11 protein-coding genes and 3 pseudogenes are annotated in these 16,939 nt (G+C 71.6%); 10 read left to right on the forward strand and 4 right to left on the reverse strand.

The window, feature by feature from the left end; genetic code table 11:
• Nucleotides 1-405: 405 nt before the first annotated feature.
• Nucleotides 406-966: pseudogene (locus FNH09_RS48390) on the reverse strand (hypothetical protein); the annotation flags it as partial.
• A gap of 170 nt (nt 967-1,136) precedes the next feature.
• Between FNH09_RS48390 and FNH09_RS11225 the strand changes: the two are divergent.
• Nucleotides 1,137-3,212 carry a SpoIIE family protein phosphatase gene (locus tag FNH09_RS11225; protein ID WP_152886695.1) on the forward strand — a complete coding sequence of 692 codons (2,076 nt, stop codon included), beginning with the start codon at nt 1,137-1,139 and terminating at the stop codon, nt 3,210-3,212.
• A gap of 130 nt (nt 3,213-3,342) precedes the next feature.
• Nucleotides 3,343-3,439, forward strand: a pseudogene (locus tag FNH09_RS50120) (site-specific integrase); the annotation flags it as partial.
• A 20-nt stretch (nt 3,440-3,459) separates the two neighbouring features.
• On the opposite strand, the gene FNH09_RS11230 reads toward FNH09_RS50120, so the two are convergent.
• Nucleotides 3,460-4,350, reverse strand: coding sequence for a helix-turn-helix transcriptional regulator (locus FNH09_RS11230; protein ID WP_152886697.1), 891 nt, complete (start codon nt 4,348-4,350; stop codon nt 3,460-3,462).
• 192 nt (nt 4,351-4,542) lie between these two features.
• Between FNH09_RS11230 and FNH09_RS11235 the strand changes: the two genes are divergently transcribed.
• The 3 genes from FNH09_RS11235 to FNH09_RS11245 all read left to right on the forward strand — a co-directional run bounded on the left by FNH09_RS11235 (nt 4,543) and on the right by FNH09_RS11245 (nt 6,679).
• Nucleotides 4,543-5,277, forward strand: a complete 735-nt coding sequence (locus FNH09_RS11235) for an SDR family oxidoreductase (protein ID WP_152886699.1) — start codon at nt 4,543-4,545, stop codon at nt 5,275-5,277.
• Nucleotides 5,278-5,454: 177 nt separating this feature from the next.
• Nucleotides 5,455-5,781 (forward strand): carboxymuconolactone decarboxylase family protein, encoded by a 327-nt coding sequence (locus tag FNH09_RS11240; RefSeq protein ID WP_152886701.1) that lies wholly within the window; start codon nt 5,455-5,457, stop codon nt 5,779-5,781.
• Between the two features lie 79 nt (nt 5,782-5,860).
• On the forward strand, nt 5,861-6,679 hold the full coding sequence (locus FNH09_RS11245) for an aldo/keto reductase (RefSeq protein WP_152886720.1): 819 nt from the start codon (nt 5,861-5,863) through the stop codon (nt 6,677-6,679).
• Nucleotides 6,680-6,745: 66 nt separating this feature from the next.
• Here the strand turns inward: FNH09_RS11245 and FNH09_RS11250 are convergent.
• A pseudogene (locus FNH09_RS11250) lies at nt 6,746-7,750 on the reverse strand (Tn3 family transposase); the annotation flags it as partial.
• Nucleotides 7,751-8,368: 618 nt separating this feature from the next.
• On the opposite strand from FNH09_RS11250, the gene FNH09_RS11255 reads away from it, so the two are divergent.
• Nucleotides 8,369-11,197, forward strand: a complete 2,829-nt coding sequence (locus FNH09_RS11255) for a helix-turn-helix transcriptional regulator (protein WP_152886703.1) — start codon at nt 8,369-8,371, stop codon at nt 11,195-11,197.
• A gap of 115 nt (nt 11,198-11,312) precedes the next feature.
• Here FNH09_RS11255 and FNH09_RS11260 read toward each other — a convergent pair whose 3' ends face one another.
• Nucleotides 11,313-12,413, reverse strand: coding sequence for a SagB/ThcOx family dehydrogenase (locus FNH09_RS11260; protein ID WP_152886705.1), 1,101 nt, complete (start codon nt 12,411-12,413; stop codon nt 11,313-11,315).
• A 793-nt stretch (nt 12,414-13,206) separates the two neighbouring features.
• Here FNH09_RS11260 and FNH09_RS11265 point away from each other — a divergent pair.
• Genes FNH09_RS11265 through FNH09_RS11280 form a run of 4 tightly spaced genes read left to right on the forward strand, consistent with a single transcriptional unit; the run spans nt 13,207 to nt 16,888 of the window.
• Nucleotides 13,207-13,791, forward strand: coding sequence for a sugar O-acetyltransferase (locus FNH09_RS11265; RefSeq protein WP_338017536.1), 585 nt, complete (start codon nt 13,207-13,209; stop codon nt 13,789-13,791).
• The gene (locus FNH09_RS11270) at nt 13,788-14,519 is read left to right on the forward strand and encodes an HAD family hydrolase (protein WP_152886707.1); all 732 of its coding nucleotides are present in this window, start codon (nt 13,788-13,790) and stop codon (nt 14,517-14,519) included. The genes FNH09_RS11265 and FNH09_RS11270 overlap by 4 nt, the downstream gene beginning before the upstream one ends.
• A gap of 22 nt (nt 14,520-14,541) precedes the next feature.
• Nucleotides 14,542-15,795, forward strand: coding sequence for an ATP-grasp domain-containing protein (locus tag FNH09_RS11275; RefSeq protein ID WP_152886709.1), 1,254 nt, complete (start codon nt 14,542-14,544; stop codon nt 15,793-15,795).
• A gap of 13 nt (nt 15,796-15,808) precedes the next feature.
• Nucleotides 15,809-16,888 carry a phosphotransferase family protein gene (locus FNH09_RS11280; protein ID WP_152886711.1) on the forward strand — a complete coding sequence of 360 codons (1,080 nt, stop codon included), beginning with the start codon at nt 15,809-15,811 and terminating at the stop codon, nt 16,886-16,888.
• Nucleotides 16,889-16,939: the final 51 nt, after the last annotated feature.

Here is a 16,939-nt window from a genome sequence, read left to right on the forward strand (position 1 = left end):
GGGTCAGGAGCGGTCCTCCTGTCCCGTGGCCGGCCGTGGCGAGTCTGCGGACGCAGGATCGAACCGAGAGCTCCGGACGACCGCAAGGTACTGTACGGAATCCTCTTCACCGGCGTCCGGTGCAACAGTTGCCCGAAGGGCGCTGGTCCGCTTCTCTCCGCCCGCGGAGGCTGCTGCGGTGGCCGGCCGTGATCGATCCTGGCGTTACTGCCCGTACCTCAACCACGCACACCCGGCGACCACACGTTCTCACCCGGCGCTGTGCGTCCTCGGTCGTCCCAGGAGACTATGGAAGCAACAGAAAGGCACTAAAGACATCCCAGCGCTGTCGCTCCAGGGCCTGCGCTCGGAGCGCGCCGCCCTGGCAGGTGGAAGGAGCACCCGGGGTGACCTCCTCCCCTGCCGAAGGCGGGGGATTCCAGCGATCGCCCGCTGGGGTTCCTGCTCCACCGACGGCTGCCACGTCCGGGAGGATTCCCGTTGAGGTCCCACACCGTCTCCACAGGCAGACGCCGCCGACCCGGCGGGCAGGATGGTGCACGTCGCGTTCCCGTCGCCATCGCGCGTCCCGCCGGGGCCGCGCTTCCAGGTGCAGACGTCCAGCAGCCGTCCCCCGCGGACCGTGCCGCAGTTCCCGCACAGTTTCGAACCGGGGAATCAACGGTCGGCCACGACGAGGTTGCGCCCGTTCCAGGCGCATGGGTACTCCAGCATGAAGGACAGGTCCGTCTCCCACAGGAGAGACACGAACCAGCGGCCCGCGCTGTCGTGGGAGACGGTCACGGCCGACGGCTGCGCACGCTGCGGGAGGTGACGAGACCAGCGGATGTCCAGGGGCCCCGTACTCTTCGCCAGGGTCAGACGTCGGCCACGCCACGTGAAGGCGCGGCGGGTCCACTCGGCCGAAGCACGGGACTTCTTGCGGGACTTGCAGCGCGGGTATTGCGCGCGCTCGGCGAAGAAGTTCTCGGCGTCCGTACGGGCCCAGGGTGTCGGCCGGTCGTCGGCGAACACCGAACCGCCCTGACGGCGATCCGGCTCTTCGTGCCCTGTTCCGCAGGAGTACGTTTCTCCAGCGCCAGCGGAAGGTACCCCGACCCCGGCGCGAAGGCCGGGGTTTCCACGGAGGCAACCCGATGAGTGGCACGGGATCCTTCGGTGCCGACAGCGGCTCGCCCGACCTCCGGCTGGAGCTGCCGCTCGGGATGCTGGATACACTCGGTGCGGCGGTGGTGGCGCTGGATACGGCCGGGCGGTTCGTGTTGTGGGACTCGCGGGCCGAGGAGCTTCTCGGCTATTCCGCGCAGGAAGTGCTGGGCCGGCACGCGGCTCAGCTGTTGCTCCATGACTCGTGCAGGGACCTGGTGGCCGGCAAGTGCGAGCAGATGATGGAGACCGGCCGGAGCTGGGCCGGCCTCCTTCCCCTCCGGACCAAGGACGGCAGTACGCGGCTGGTGGAATTCCGCTGCAGTCGCCTGCCGGACCGGCAGGGCGACTTCTACGCTCTGGGCATCGCCACCGATGCGTCGACGCTGCGTAAGGTGGAGCAGGACCTGGCGTTGTCCACGCAGCTGATCGCCCAGTCGCCGATCGCGCTGGAGGTTCTGGACACCGATCTGCGTTATGTGGCTGTCAATCCGGCGATGGAACGGATGCATGGCCTGTCCGCCGAGGAGCACCTCGGCCGGGGCTTCCGCGAGGTCCTGTCCTCCGACAGTGTCGACGCATCCGAGGCGGCAGTCAGAGAAGTGCTCGAGACCGGACGTCCCCTGGTGGACAAGTACACCATCGGCCGCACCCCGGCCGACCCGGACAACGATCATGCCTGGTCCGTCTCCGTCTACCGGTTGGAGGATCCGGGCGGTCAGGTTCTCGGTGTCGCCACATCGGTGATAGACGTCACTGATCGGCACGGCGCGATCACAGCGGCGGCCCAGGCCCGACATCGCCTGGCCCAGGTCGCCGAGGGATCCGCCCGTATCGGCACCACGCTGGACATGCGACAGACCGCCCGCGAGCTGGCTGACGTCGCAGTGCCCGAGCTCGCCGACGTCGCGGTCGTAGACGTACTCGACTCCGCCCTGGACGATCGCCGCCCAGCGACACCCGACAGCGGCCCGGCGCTCTTTCGCACCCTGGCCGTGAAGGCCGCCTATATTGCCGAGGCGAGCAACGCCGCCGGCACGGCAGGCCAACCGGTCAGCTACGACGCCGACCGACTGCCCACTCGATGCGTACGGACCGGTCAGCCGATCATGGTGCCCCGCGTGGACGACTGGGATCTGGCGCGCATCGCCCGTGACGCCGCAGCAGCCGCTGTCCTGGCCAGTGTCGGCATCCACTCGTATCTCGCGATACCGCTGGCCGCGCAGGGCCGGTCACTCGGCGTCCTGGGGCTGATGCGCGGTCGCAATCAACTGCCCTTCAACGCGGACGACGTCACCCTGGCCGTGGAGCTCGCCGGCCGAACTGCGGTGTCCCTCGACAACGCGCGCCTGCACCAAAGCGTCCGCAACACTGCGGTGACACTCCAGCGCAGCCTGCTGCCCCGGCCGACACCACCCGAGAATCTGGAGATCGCCACCCGCTACCAACCCGCCGGAACCTCCAACGAGGTCGGTGGTGACTGGTTCGACGTCATCCCCCTCGCGCAGGACAAGACCGCGCTCGTGGTGGGCGACGTGATGGGCAGCGGCATCGATGCGGCCGCCACGATGGGCCGCCTGCGCACCGCCACCGCGACCCTGGCCGACCTCGACCTCCCACCCGCCCAAGTCCTGCAACGCCTTGACAAGATCACCGCCGGCCTGGACCCCTACATCGCCACCTGCATCTACGCCGAATACGACCCGCACAGCGACCGGTGCCGAATCGCCGCAGCCGGACATCTGCCCCCCGCACTGACACCTGCCGGCGGGCCCCCCGAACTGCTCGACCTGCCGTCCGGTGCACCCCTCGGAGTCGGCGGCGTCCCCTTCGAAACGACCACCGTGCCCTTGCGCCCCTGCGATCAACTGGCCCTCTACACCGATGGCTTGGTCGAAACACGCCGCGACGCCATCGATGAACGCCTCGACCTCCTCCTGCGCGTACTCGACAGCCACGACCCTTCTCTGGAAGAGACCTGCGACCGGCTCCTGGAAACACTGCGCGATCCGGACGACCACGACGACGTGTCGCTACTCATCGCCCGCCCCAGAGCCCGGCCCTGACGCACGCCCGCGTCGAGCGCAGGCAACGGCGTCGAGGGAGCTGGAGCACCGCCACCGTGAGGCAGCGGGAACGCGGCTCGCCACATCTCCGGCGTGAGCGGGCACGAGCCGGCGTACACGGCGAACCGGTACCCACCTCGGCGAGCAGGGGGCATCCGAGCTGATGCTGATGGCCAAGTCGCGACACAAGAAGGTTGAGAACGTCCGCCGCTACTTCACGGCTTCACCGGCCTGCCGTCGCAGTGGCTCATGTCTCGCCGGGCTGGGAGACGGGTGCGGGGGCCTGTGCGTCGGCTTGTGTGGCGGCGAGACTGCCGAGGAGTTTGACCCGGTCTTCGGTCGGTGAGCCGGCGGCGCTGGTGTAGGCGAACATCATCCAGCCGGGATGGTCGGGCAGTTCGACGCCTTCGTAGACGAATTCGAGGTCGCCGACGGCGGGGTGGTGGATGTGCTTGGTGCCGGTGCGGTGCAGGCGGACGTCGTGGGCCGACCAGCGGCGGCTGAAGGCGTCGCCGCGTGTTGCGAGTTCCCCGATGAGGTCGGAAAGGGCCTTGTCGCGCGGGTTGCGTCCTGCGGCGGTGCGCAGGTTGGCGACGGAGGCGTCTGCTGCGTGCTCCCACTGCGGGTAGAAGGTGCGCGCGGCGGGGCTGAGGAAGATGAACCGTGCGGTGTTGTTCCGGGTGTCCGGGTCGTCGAGCATCGGGGCGAGCAGGGCCCGGGCGAGTGGGTTGGTGGCGAGGATGTCGCCCCGCTGGTTGACGATCCATGCGGGTGCGCCGGTGATCGCGTCGAGGAACCGCTGGAGGGAGGGGCGGATCGTCGACTGGGCGGGACGGGCCCGGCGGCGGCTTGGTGAGGGGTTCGCGGCGCGGGCGAGGTCGTGCAGGTGCTCGGTCTCCGCGTCGTCCAGGCGCAGGGCGCGGGCGAGGGCGTCGAGTACTTCGGGGGAGACACCGGCGAGGTTGCCGCGCTCCATCTTGGCGTAGTAGTCGCTGCTCATTCCGGCGATCATGGCGACTTCCTCGCGGCGCAGGCCGGGCAGGCGGCGGCGGCCTCCGGTGACGATGCCTGCCTGCTCGGGGGTGATGCGGTCGCGTCGGGTGCGCAGGAAGTCCCGTACCTCAGCCTGGTTGTCCATGGCCTCCACGGTACGGCCGTGCGGGGACGTGTAGGAGTGACTGCCAGTACACGTATAAGCGGTTCCTCGCGCCGTCCGCGGAGCGGTGCTGGAATGGCTACGTCCGGGTGATCCGGACCTTTCGGACCGCCGGGCTTCGACCTCCGCCGGGCGGTCGGCCACGCAACGTGACAATGAAGGACAGGCAATACGATGAGCCAGGACCAGCAGCAGGGGCGCGTCGCCGTCATCACCGGTGCTTCCTCCGGGATCGGTGCCGCGACCGCCCGGTCCCTGCACGCCGCCGGCTACCGGGTCGCGCTTCTCGCCCGCCGCACGGACCGCATCAAGGCCCTCGCCGACGAGCTCGGCGACGGTGCGATCGCCGTCTCCGCCGACGTCACCGACCGCGGCGCCCTGGTCGCGGCGGCCGAACAGGTGAAGCGGGAGTTCGGAGGCACGGACGTGCTGGTGAACAACGCCGGGGTCATGCTGCTGGGTCCGTTCTCGGCCGAGCAGCGCGAGGACTACCGCAAGATGATCGAGGTCAACCTGCTCGGGGCGATCACGGCCACCGAGGTGTTCCTCAGCCAGCTCAAGGACGGCGGTGGCGACATCGTGAACGTCTCCTCCGTCGCGGGCCGGGTCGCCAACGTTGGCAGCGGCGTGTACGCGGCCACCAAGTTCGGCATCAATGGCTGGTCGGAGTCCCTGCGCAAGGAGCTCCTGCCCGACGTGCGAGTCACCGTGATCGAGCCGGGCGTCGTTGCCACCGAGCTGCCCACTCACATCACCCACGAAGCCACCCGCCAGGGCGCCAAGGAGCTGTACGACGTCGCCGAGGTCACCGCCGAGGACATCGCCGAGGTCGTCACCTTCGCCCTCCAGCGCCCCCGGCACCTGGCCATCAACGAGATCCTGCTCCGCCCCGCCGGCCAGGCGCTCTGACCTGCCCTCCCGCGGCGAGCGCCGTCCGCGCTCGCGTCCGCACGGAAAGAGAACACCGCGCTGCGGCACCGACGACGAGCTCACCACGCTCAGCAGCCTGCCCCCGGCCGCCGGCGACACCCACAACGAGGCCCTGATGCGCATGAACGAGGCCCTGATGCGCATGATGGAACGCGGATGACCGGCACCAACCCGCGCATCGCACCGGACCTCGTCCGCCGCACCGCCCCGAAACTCGCCGACCTCACCGACGACGTCCTGTTCGCCGACCTCTGGCAGCGCCCGGAGCTGTCCCCGCGCGAGCGCAGCCTGGTCACCGTGGCCGCCCTGGTGGCGCTGGGCCGCGATGCCCAGCTCACCGGCCACCTGAACCGCGCCCTCGACAACGGCCTCACCCCCGGCGAACTCGCCGAAGCGATCACCCACCTCGCCTTCTACGCCGGCTGGCCCACCGCGATGAGCGCCACCGGCGTCCTGGCCCAGGTCACCGAACCCACCCGCTGAGCCGGCCCATCGGCCGACCACCCGTCCCTTCCAGGAGAATCCCGTGCAGCAGCACGTCACCTTGAACAACGCCGTCCAGATGCCGATCCTCGGCTTCGGCGTCTTCCAGATCGACGCGGACAAGACCGAGCAGGCCGTCACCCAGGCCCTGGAGGCCGGCTACCGGCTGCTGGACACCGCCGCCGCCTACGGCAACGAGGAAGCCGTCGGCCACGCCATCAAGAACAGCGGCATCCCACGCGAGGAACTGTTCGTCACCACCAAGCTGTGGGTCCAAGACGCCCCCGCCCAGGACAACACCCGCCGCGCCCTGGAGACCTCCCTGGCCAAGCTCGGCCTCGACCACGTCGACCTGTACCTGATGCACCAGCCCTACGGCGACGTCTACGGCCAGTGGCGCGCCATGGAGGCCGCCCAGCGCGAGGGCCTGACCCGGGCGATCGGCGTCGCCAACTTCTACCCCGACCGGCTGCTGGACCTGATCCTCAACAACGAGATCGCCCCGGCCGTCAACCAGATCGAGACCCACCCCTTCTTCCAGCGGACCGCCGACCACGCCCTGATGCGCGAGCACCGTGTGCAGCACCAGGCGTGGGGCGGCTTCGCCGAAGGCAAGAACGACCTGTTCACCAACCCCGTCCTCGCCGGCATCGGCGAGACGCACGGCAAGTCGGTTGCCCAGGTCGTACTGCGCTGGCTGATCCAGAGCGACATCGTCACCATCCCCAAGTCCGTCAACCCGGACCGGATGGCGCAGAACATCGACGTCTTCGACTTCCGGCTCACCGACGACCAAATGACGCAGATCGCCGCCCTCGACACCGGCAAGACCCTGTTCTTCGACCACCACGACCCCGAGATGGTCGCCTGGCTCAGCAAGCGCCGCCTCGACGGCTGACCCGCGCCCGCGAGCCTCCGGCCGGTGGGCGCCGTCGCTGTGCGGAGGAGCGGGTGTGCCGTGCGCTCAGCCCCGGTCGGCCTGCTCGGGGTCGCGCAGCGGCCGCAGGCCGCCGGGCATCTCGGGCAGCAGAAACGAGTACCGGCCGAGCATGTCGACGTGGTGCCGTACGAACGGGGACAGCCGGTCGATGTCCTGCTCACGCACGTCGAAGCCGTCGGCGCGCAGCCGGTCCAGGGCTGCGTCCATGTAGCGGGTGTTGCACAGCACCAAGGCGTTGAGGACCAGGCCGAGCGCGCCGATCTGGTCCTCCATGCCCTCCTGGTAGTGCTGGTGGAGCTGGCCGACGCGGCCGTGGAAGATCTTCCGGGCGAGCGCGTGGCGGCCCTCCTGGAGGTTGGCCTGGGCCTTGATCTGCCGGCGGTAGGACGGTTCGTCGGCCAGGCGCAGGATGTGCAGGGTCTTGGCGATCCGGCCGTAGTGAGCGATGGCGTCGCCGAGCACGGTCGGGCGGCCGTCCCGGGAGAGCATGCGGATCACGTCGTAAGCCCGCACCGCGCCGGTGTGGATCGAGCCGGTGATCCGCAGCACGTCCTCCCAGTTCCGCTCGATGCGCTCCGGGTCGACCCGGCCGCAGGCGGCGTCGTTGAAGGCGCCGCAGTCGGCGGTCCGGTCGATCCGCCACAGCTTCTGGTCGCGCAGGTCCGCCGGCTGCGGCGCGTAGGAGAACCCGGCCAGGGTGAGCAGGCCGAAGACGATGTCGGAGTGCGAGGCGGTGTCGGTGACGACCATCTCCGGGCGCCGCCCGCCGTCGCGGTCGTAGAGGACATCCAGCACGTACAGGGAGTCGCGCGGGGTGCCGGCCACGACCTTCCCGCCGAGCCCGGCGGCCTGGTCGTTGATCAGGTTCAGCCACGTCGCCCCTGAGCGGCGTCCGCCGCCGGTGGAGGTGCCGAAGTACTTCGGGTTCAGCCTGGCGTACACCGGGGACACCGGTACGACGAAGCGCATGCCGTCGACGGAGGCGACCAGGCCACCGCCCCAGACCTGCGCGAGCGGGATCGACGCCTCGCGGAGCCGACCGGAAGACCCGCACCACCCGCCCCCGCCGCAAGGCGGAGGCGGGGCGGGCAGGTGGCGCAACCCTGCCGCACCAGCGGCAGGCGGAAACGAGAGACCGTACTCAAGCCGAGCCCCCGGACGCTCTGTTGACGTGACGGACGTTCCGGGCCGAAGTGCCCGGAACGCTGAGGCCTGACTGCGGACTCAGCAACGGATCACCGGGATCACATCGGTTTCCGTGAGGGTGTTCTCACCGGCCCGGTCGTAGGTGTCCAGCAGGCCTGCTGAGGTGCTGGACCGGCGCCTGCACCACCTGCGGTCTCCCCTCACCACCGGCAGAACCAGCGCCGGAACCCGTCGAAGCACTACGGGTGGCCTGACCGGCCGATCACGTCGCGGACGCGGGGTCCATGCCCGCGTCCGGTCCCGACACCACACGAGATCACGTGACTTGAGCGGGGCACGGGCGCGGGAAATCATCGACATGGTGATCGTCGTGGTGCCCAGGGCCGCCGTGTCCGGGACCGCGACGGCGTCCTGCCCGGCATCCGGCGCGATGCCCGGGAGCGGCGGCGCGTCGGACGGTGTCCGGTACGCCGTCCGGCCTTCGGTGACGGGAGGAACGGCATGGAGTCCACGGGATGCTCCTCGGTGAACGGAGCGGAGTCCGCCTCGGCGAAGGGAGCAGGGACCGTGATCGTGGGGCGAGGAGCCGAGCGGGAGCGGCTGCGCGGCCTGGTGAGCGGTGCGCGTCTGGGGCACAGCGGCTCGCTCGTGCTGCGCGGTCCGGGCGGCATCGGCAGAACCGCCCTGCTGGACGACCTGGCGCACGACGTCCCCCCGCAGGTGCGGGTGCTGCGGGCCGCGGGGGTCGAGAGCGAGGCCGAGCTGCCCTGGGCCGGGCTGCACCAGGTGCTGCGGCCGCTGCTGCCCGGTCTGCACGAGCTGCCCGAACCGCAGGCCGTGGCGTTGCGGGCCGCGTTCGGGCTCGGGCCGGACACCGTCGACCCCTTCTTCCTCTCCCTGGGCGCGCTGTCCCTGCTGTCGCGGGCCGGCGCGGACGGTCCCGCCGCGCTGCTCGTGGACGACGCGCAGTGGCTGGACCCCGCCTCGGCCGATGTGCTGCTCTTCATCGCCCGACGGCTGGAGACCGAGGGCCTGGCCATGGTGTTCGCCGCCCGTGACGGCTCCCGCCCCTTCGCCGCACCGGACCTGCCCGGCATCGTGCTGGGCCCGCTGACGCCCGACGACGCCGAGGCCCTGCTGGACCGTACGGCTCCGCAGGCGGTCCGCAGCGTACGGCGGCGCATCCTGCGCGAGGCGGAGGGCAGCCCGCTCGCCCTGCACGCGCTGCCGGCGGCGCTCACCACCGCCCAGCTGCGCGGCGGTTCGCCGCTGCCCGACCATCTGCCCCTCGAACCCCGGCTGCGGCAGATCCACCTCGACAGCGCGGCCGGGGTCGCCGAGCGGCACGGCGAGGTGCTCCTGCTGGCGGTGCTCCAGGACGACGGGGACCTCACCGCGATCCTCACCGCCGCCGGTGACCGGGACGCGGCGACGGCCTCGCTGTACGCCGCGGCGGCCGCCGGCCTGATCGACCTGGACGAGCAACGGGTGCACTTCCGCCACCCGCTGGTCCGTTCCGCGCTCTACCAGGCGGCGCCCCTGGGTGCCCGCCATGCCGCGCACCGGGCCCTGGCCCGGATCCTCGACGAGGACGACGACCGCCGGGTCTGGCATCTCGCCGCTTCCACGGTGGGCCAGGACGACACCGTCGCCGGGCTCCTGGCGGACTGCGGCACCCGCTCCCGTCAGGCGGGCCGCCCCGTGACCGCGGGCCGGGCCCTGCGCCGCGCCGCCCTGTTCGCCACCTCGCCCCGGACGCGTGCCCGGTGGCTCACCGATGCCGCCGCCTGCGCCTGGGACACGGCCGAACCCGCCCAGGCCCGCGCCCTGCTGGACGAGGCCGAGGACCTGACCCGCGAGCCGGCCGTCCGGGCCCGTGCGGCCCGGGTGCACGGCACCATGACCCTCGCCGCGGGCAATCCGGCCCATGCCGTGCGCACCCTCCTGGACGGCGCGCGGCTCGTCCTCGACGACGATCCCCACCTCGCGGAGGAGCTGCTGGTGACGGCCGCCCGCGCCGCGTGGGCCGCGAACCGCCCGCGGGAGCTGGCGAGGACGGCGCTCCTGATGGAGCGCACAGGCCCGGCCACCGGCCGCACCCCGGACCACTTCCGCGCGCGGCTGCGCCGGCTCGCCGGTCCCGGCTCCCCCGGCGCGGCACCGGGCGCGGGCGGGAGCGGGGGCGGGATCGGCCGTGTGGTGCCGTCCTGGACCTGGTGGCTTTCGGACTTCCTGCCGTTCTTCACGGGCGAGACCGAATCCGCGTCGGAGGCCCTGCGGCAGGCGGTCGCGGCCGTGCGCAGGAACGGCGCCACGGGGGCGCTGCCGCTGACGGTGCTGCCCCTGGTCTCGCTCCAGCTGGTCACCGGGCAGTGGACCGCGGCGGCGGCCCACGCCCGCGAGGCGCTCGCGGCCGCCGACGAGTCCGGCCAGTTCGCCGCCGCCGCCCAGCTGCGCGCCGTCCTCGCCTGGACCGCCGCCGTGCACGGCGAGGGTGCCGAGTGCCGGGCGCTCGCCGACGAGGTCCTCGCCGTCGCCGGGCCGCGTGAGAGCGCCGCCGCCCTCGCGCTCGTCCACTGGGCCCTCGGGCTGAACGCGCTGGCCGAGGGCAACGCGGCGGGCGCGGCCCGGCTGCTGCGCGAGGTCACCACGCCGGGCGCGCCCGCGGAGCACTTCGCGATCAGCCGGCTCGTGCTGCCCGACCTGGTCGAGGCCTGTGCACGGGCCGGGGAGACCGGGCCCGCCCGCGCTGCCCTGGAGCGGTTCGAACGCTGGGCCGCGCGGGCCGACGTGCCGGTCCTTCGCGCGGCATGGCTGCGCTGCCGGGCGCTGCTCGCCGAGGGCGAAGGTGCGAGCACCCCGGAGCGGGTGGACGCGCTGTTCGGCGCGGCGCTCGACGCGGCCGCCCCGTCGCCGTTCGAGGCCGGACGCACCCATCTGCTGTACGGGGAGTGGCTGCGGCGGGCGCGTCGTATCAAATCCGCCCGGGACCAGCTGCACCAGGCGCTGCGTCTCTTCCGCGGCGCGGGGGCGGCCCCCTGGGCGGACATGGCGTCGGAGGAGCTGCGGGCGGCCGGTGAGCAGATCGAGAAGCCGGCCGGCGGGCACGCGGACACGCGGGCCGGTCTCACGCCGAGGGAGAGCCAGATAGTGCGGCTCGCCGCCGAGGGCAAGACCAACAGCGACATCGCCCGGCAGCTGTTCCTCAGTCCCCGGACCGTGGGGCACCACCTCTACAAGGTGTTCCCCAAACTGGGGATCACGTCGCGGCATCAGCTGCGCACGCTGCGTCTGGACGTGCCGCACGCTCCGGCCGCCGACCGCGCGTAGCCCCGGTGTGGCCCGGCTCGGCCCCGAGGGCCGGGCCCGCCGAAGGAGGAACCCCCGTTCCGGCACGTCGTGATGACGGTGCGGAACGGGGGCTCGCCGGTTTCCGTGGCGGCTCTCAGCCCGGGTACAGGTCGGCTCGCCGGAAGGCGTCCAGGTCGGCGCCGTACTCGGTCTCCGGCTCCTCGTCGGGGAGGCCGGCGGCGAGGACGTAGAGGAGGGTTTCGCCGATGCCGTCCACCCCGAGGGCGTCCTCGGCCTCCTCGTCCCGGAAGGCCAGCGTCTGGAAGGGCCCGAGGCCCAGGGCGGTGGCGGTGAGGGCGAAGGTCTGGCCGAGGTGGCCGGCGTTCGTGAGCATGACCCGGTAGGCGCGGGGCGCCCGGTACTTGCTGCTCATGCGTTCGATCACGCCGGTGACGAACACGGTCATCGCCGCCTCGCCGATCGCCGTCTGGTCGCAGCACAGGTGTGCGGCCTGTTCGCGGGTGAAGCCGTCGTCCAGGAGTTCCAGGGAGTGCTCCAGGACGTTGTAGTGGTAGAGGCCGGGCGCCACGCCCTCGGCGGCGAACACGGCGACGTACGCCTCGAGTTCCTGGCGTGCGCCGCCGGCCGCGCTGGTCCGTTTCATCAGGGCGCCGAAGTCCTGGCCGTCGAGGAACTCGCTCGGGCCGAAGACCATGGCGAGCAGCTGGGACAGCCGTGTCAGGGGCAGCGCGGTGCGCCGGAAGCTGCGGTGGGTGCGGCGGCGGTACAGGGTGCCGACGAAGGGGGCGTCCAGGTCGGGCGGGACGCGGGGCAGCAGGATCCGGTCGGCGTCCGGGTAGTGCTTGAAGAGCGCCGAGCGCTTCCCGGCCCGGAACTCGTCGTTGATCTCGGGCGATTCGGTGTAGTCGGCGTGCTTGCTGGAGAAGTGCAGGGCGGCCGCCTCCGGCGACCAGGTCTGCCAGTGTTCGGCGAGCCGGTCGTCGCGTTCGCTCTCGTCGGGGGCGACGAGGAAGCCGTAGGAGTGGAGTTGCCGTACCGCCGCGCGGCAGGATTCCGGGTCGTAGTCGGGAAAGGCCGAGACGGCGTCCTCCTCCGACGTCCAGTCGGTGAACGCGGCGAGTATGTCGGCCGCGCCCGTCGCGAGCGAGATCTGGGTGCCGGTGAGGTAGTTCTGGATGACGAAGGAACCGTCGAGCCAGTAGCAGACGATGTTGTGCGCGCGCCGGAGCAGCATGGATTCTCCTCGGAATGGCCGGGGGCCGACAGGAAGTCGGCCCCCGGCTGGCCGTTCGTGATGCGTCAGCGCTGGTAGTGAACCTTGATGGTGCGGGCGGAAACCGGCTTCGCGGACAGCTCGATCTTCTTCATGGTGTGCTCCTCTCGATGGGTGAGCCCGTCTGGCTCGCCATCCAGTAGAGCCGGGTGGTCAGGTCGTCGGTATCGGTCGCCCGACCGGTCCTGCCGGACCGTTCGCGCCGGTGGTCGACGGACGGGCGGACGGGGAAATGACGAGCGGCGGTCGCCGGTCGGCTTCAGGACGAAAGGAGCGGGAGCAAAAAGGCCCGCCGAGGCCTTCCGCCAGAGCCGGCGGCCGGCCCGCCGCGCCGGCGCGACATTGCCCGCCGGGCCGGTGGATCGCAGGAACCCGCAGGTGAAGGGCCTCGGATCGGCCCTTCACCCGACTGTCCGTCACCCCACCACCGGCATCCGGCAGTCAGTACCAGTCGGGTGACCGATGCCGACCGGCTTACCTCCCGGCTCTACTTGGTGTCGAGCCGAACGGGCTCACCCACCGGATTCCCGGCGAATTCACCGGACGTGCTCGCCGAGCGCGCACCGACCGGATTCACCGGCCGAATCCACTCACCGAGAGGCACCTCCCATGAAGAAGATCGAGCTGTCCGCAAAGCCGGTTTCCGCCCGCACCATCAAGGTCCACTACCAGCGCTGACGCATCACGAACGGCCAGCCGGGGGCCGACTTCCTGTCGGCCCCCGGCCATTCCGAGAAGAGTCAGAGGTCGCCCTGTGGAATTCGACGAACTCAGACGCCGGATGGCGGGCGGTGAACCGTACCTGGCCAGCGATCCGTCGCTGCGTCCGTACCGCAAACGGTGCGAAAGTCTGCTGGACCGCTTCAACGCCACCGCGCTCGCCGACCAGCCGGCCAGGGACGCGATCCTGCCCGAACTGCTGGGAGCGGTGGGGGCGGGGGTACGGATAGTGCCTCGATTCCTGTGTGAATTCGGGTTCTTCATCGAGATCGGTGAACGGTCCCGGATCAATTTCGACGCGGTCCTCCTCGATTGTGCTCCGATCGTCATCGGGTCCGACGTCCGGATGGGTCCGCGCTGCCAGCTGTACACCGCCGACCACCCGCACGGCGCCGCCCTGCGGCACGGGATGTGGGAGAGCGCGAAGCCGATCCGCATCGAGGACGGCGTATGGCTCGGCGGCGGGGTGACCGTCCTTCCGGGGGTCACGATCGGCGCCGACGCCGTCGTGGGAGCCGGCAGCGTGGTCACCGGGGATCTGCCGGCGAACGCCGTCGCCGTGGGCAATCCCGCGCGCGTGGTGCGGCTGGTGGACCAGGACGCGGAGCGGGCGTCATGAGAGCCACGGGCCCGAACCCCTCGTTCGACGCGGTGGTGTTCGACCTCGACGGAACCCTCATCGATTCGGTACGGCCGGACTTCCTGGCCTGCACGGCCCTGTTCGAGGAGTTCGGTGCGGCGTTCGTGCCGGAGTTCTGGGCCGAGCACGTGTGCGGCAACGCCGAAGGCTACCCGGCGCTGTTCGAGGTGCTCAGGGAGCGGGCCGGGACCGGCCGCACCGACGCGGAGCTCCAGGACCGGCTGCGCGCCCACTGGGAGCGGTTCTTCACCCCTGACCATGTCGTGCTGATGCCCGGCGTGTTCCCCCTGCTCGACGGTCTGCGCGCCGCGGGGAAACCCCTGGCCGTCGCGTCCTCGTCCGCAAGGGAGTGGGTCGAGCGCTGGCTCGGCCACTTCGGTCTGACGGACCGGTTCGCGGTGGTCGTGTCGGGGGACGAGGTCACCCGGCGCAAACCCGACCCGATGGCCCATCTCCGCGCGGCCGGCCGGCTGGGAGTGCCGGCGCGCCGGTGTGTCGCGGTGGAGGACTCGCCGACCGGTACGGCGGCGGCCCGGGCGGCCGGATGCACGGTCGTCGCGGTCCCGACCGCCCTCACCCGCCATCTCTCCCACCCGTGGGCCGACCACGTGGTGGCGGACCTGTTCGAGGCCCGACAGCTGCTCACGGACTCCGTCGTACGCCGGGCGGTGCCCGGCGGCCCCGTACTCCCTCTCCCGTCCCCGTGAACCCCAGTGAGGAAGAGCCACCATGCTGAAAGGTCGCGTCGCGATCGTCGACCCGAGCCCCGTCGGCCCCACCGGCAACCTCGTCTCCGAGTTCGGCAAGGCCGGGTACGAGTGCGTCTACGTCCAGAGCACGCCCGTACGCCCGAAGATGTACGAGTCCCTGGTGCCCACCGGTTTCGTGGACGAGATCGTGCACGACGGGGACCTCGACAGGACGATCGGGCTGCTCGCCCGGCACGAGCCGGTCGCGGTGGTGCCGGACAGCGAGTTCGGCGTGCCCTTCGCGGATCTGCTGAGCGAACGGGCGGGGCTGCCGACGAACGGGACGGGGCTCAGCGCCGCGCGGCGCGACAAGTACCTGATGATCGAGACGGTCAAGGCGGCCGGCCTGCGCGGTGCCCGGCAACTGCTGGTCACGGACGCGGACGAGCTGGCGTCCTGGCACCGGGAGCTGGGCGGCCGGATCGTGATCAAGCCGCTGAGCAGCGCCGGCAGCCAGGGCGTGCACTACTGCGACACCCCCGAGCGGGCGGTGGAGGCCTACCGGTCCCTGATCGGTACGGAGAACATCTTCTCGATGCGCAACGACGCGGTCGTGGCCCAGGAGTACCTCGTCGGCACCGAGTACTCGGTCAACACCGTCAGCCGGGACGGCAGGCACCACCTGTGCGACATCTGGAAGGCGACGCAGATCACCGCGAACGGGGTCCTCGACCTCTGTGACGGCCTCGTCCTGCTCCCGCACGAGGGCGAACGGGTCGAGACGGTGGTCGCCTACTGCGAGCGGGTGCTGGACGCCATGGGCATCCGCCACGGCCCCGCCCATCTCGACGTGAAGCTGACCCCGTCCGGGCCCTGCCTCATCGAGGTCGGCGCGCGGATGGGCGGCGGATGGACTGACCACTACGCGCGGATGGGCACCGGTGAGTCCCAGCTCAACTGGACGGTCGACGCCTACACCGCCCCGGAACGCTTCCTGGCACGACATCAGGAGCGCTACCGGATAAGGGAGTTCATCGCGGGTGCACCCCTGATCTCGCCGGTCGAGGGCACCCTGCGGGCGTACCGAGGGCTCGAGGAGCTGAAGCGTCTGGAGAGCTACCACGGGCTGCGGACGTTCGTGCAGCCCGGCGGCCGGATCGAACGGACCGTCGACGACCTCACCTATCCGCTGCTCGTCGAGCTGCGCCACGAGGTCCAGGACGTCGTCCTGCGCGACCTCGCCACCGTCCGCTACCTCGACGGCGAGCGCTTCTACGACGTCGAGCAGCCCTAGAGGGGAGAAGTCCATGACCGTCGCCGTGTCCGCCGGAACCGAGGAGTGGGTACGCCGCGTGCTGCGCGCCCACTGGGCCGGTCCCTGGGAGGAGTGCGAACTGCGGCCGCTCACCGTGGGCGGCGCGCGCCCCCTGACCCATACGGCGGGACTGTGGCACGTGTCGGGTCCCGGGGCCGGGCACGTGCTGAAGGTGCAGCTCAACCCCGAGGCCGTACGGGCCGACCGGTTCGCCGTGCTCAAGGACCGCGTCATCACCCACTGCCGTGGCCGGGGCGTGCCGGCGCTGCCACTGGTGCCGGCCGCGGACGGGAGTCCTGGCGTCCGCCTCGACGGGCTGGTCTGCGAACTGAGCCCGCTCAGCGCCGGCACGGTCACCACCGGTGCGCCGGACCAGGTCGAGGCCGTCGTCCGCACGGGCCTGGACCTGCGCGAGGCGCTGGACGGTCTGCCGCCCGCCGTCGCGGACGAGCTGGCCCGCGTACCGCTGCCCCGGCTGGTCGAGGAGGAGGACTGGGCGGCCGCCCTCGACGACGCCGAGCGGCGGCTGCTGCCCGAGGCGGAGCGCGGGAGCGGTCCGTGGCATCACGCCGCCGCCGAGGTGCTGCGCGATCTGTGCGCCGCGGCACCGCTGGTGCGGCGCGCCGGGGAGGACGGTGGCGCCCTCACCGTCTCCCGTCCGGGGGTCGTCCACGGCGACCTGCATCTTCAGCACTTCCTGCTGGCGCGGGAGCCGGCCCGGGTCGTGGCCGTGCTGGACTTCGACAACCTGCACGTCGGCGACCGGCTGCTCGACCTGGCCTGGCTCGCCGACACGGCGACGCACGCCTGCGGCGCGGACCGTGCGGGGGCCCGCCGGGCGCTCGCCGGATTCCTCGCCGAGGGACGGCGGCGGGGGCTGCTCGGTGTCGGCGACGAGGCACGGCTGATGCCGCTGCTGCTGGCGTACTCGCTGCCGGTGATCGTCGACATCGCCAAGGACATCCTCGACCGGGACATCCTCCTCCCCCAGTGGCTCGACTACTTCGCGCTGCTCTCCCCCGCGCGCCGGCACACCGTCCACCGGCTGCTGACCGGCGCGGACGGCCCCTGAGCAGCCGGGCCCCCACCGACTTCCCCCGCTCGTCCCCGCACACCGTCCGGG

The organism is Streptomyces adustus (assembly GCF_009377175.1).
In the GTDB taxonomy this organism is placed as follows: domain Bacteria; phylum Actinomycetota; class Actinomycetes; order Streptomycetales; family Streptomycetaceae; genus Streptomyces; species Streptomyces adustus.

What these genes read in the sequence shown, in the direction of transcription:
- FNH09_RS11225 (WP_152886695.1), top strand. Translation starts at nt 1,137, where the DNA reads ATGAGTGGCACGGGATCCTTCGGTGCCGACAGCGGCTCGCCCGACCTC.
- FNH09_RS11230 (WP_152886697.1), bottom strand. Translation starts at nt 4,350, where the DNA reads ATGGACAACCAGGCTGAGGTACGGGACTTCCTGCGCACCCGACGCGAC.
- FNH09_RS11235 (WP_152886699.1), top strand. Translation starts at nt 4,543, where the DNA reads ATGAGCCAGGACCAGCAGCAGGGGCGCGTCGCCGTCATCACCGGTGCT.
- FNH09_RS11240 (WP_152886701.1), top strand. Translation starts at nt 5,455, where the DNA reads ATGACCGGCACCAACCCGCGCATCGCACCGGACCTCGTCCGCCGCACC.
- FNH09_RS11245 (WP_152886720.1), top strand. Translation starts at nt 5,861, where the DNA reads ATGCCGATCCTCGGCTTCGGCGTCTTCCAGATCGACGCGGACAAGACC.
- FNH09_RS11255 (WP_152886703.1), top strand. Translation starts at nt 8,369, where the DNA reads ATGGAGTCCACGGGATGCTCCTCGGTGAACGGAGCGGAGTCCGCCTCG.
- FNH09_RS11260 (WP_152886705.1), bottom strand. Translation starts at nt 12,413, where the DNA reads ATGCTGCTCCGGCGCGCGCACAACATCGTCTGCTACTGGCTCGACGGT.
- FNH09_RS11270 (WP_152886707.1), top strand. Translation starts at nt 13,788, where the DNA reads ATGAGAGCCACGGGCCCGAACCCCTCGTTCGACGCGGTGGTGTTCGAC.
- FNH09_RS11275 (WP_152886709.1), top strand. Translation starts at nt 14,542, where the DNA reads ATGCTGAAAGGTCGCGTCGCGATCGTCGACCCGAGCCCCGTCGGCCCC.
- FNH09_RS11280 (WP_152886711.1), top strand. Translation starts at nt 15,809, where the DNA reads ATGACCGTCGCCGTGTCCGCCGGAACCGAGGAGTGGGTACGCCGCGTG.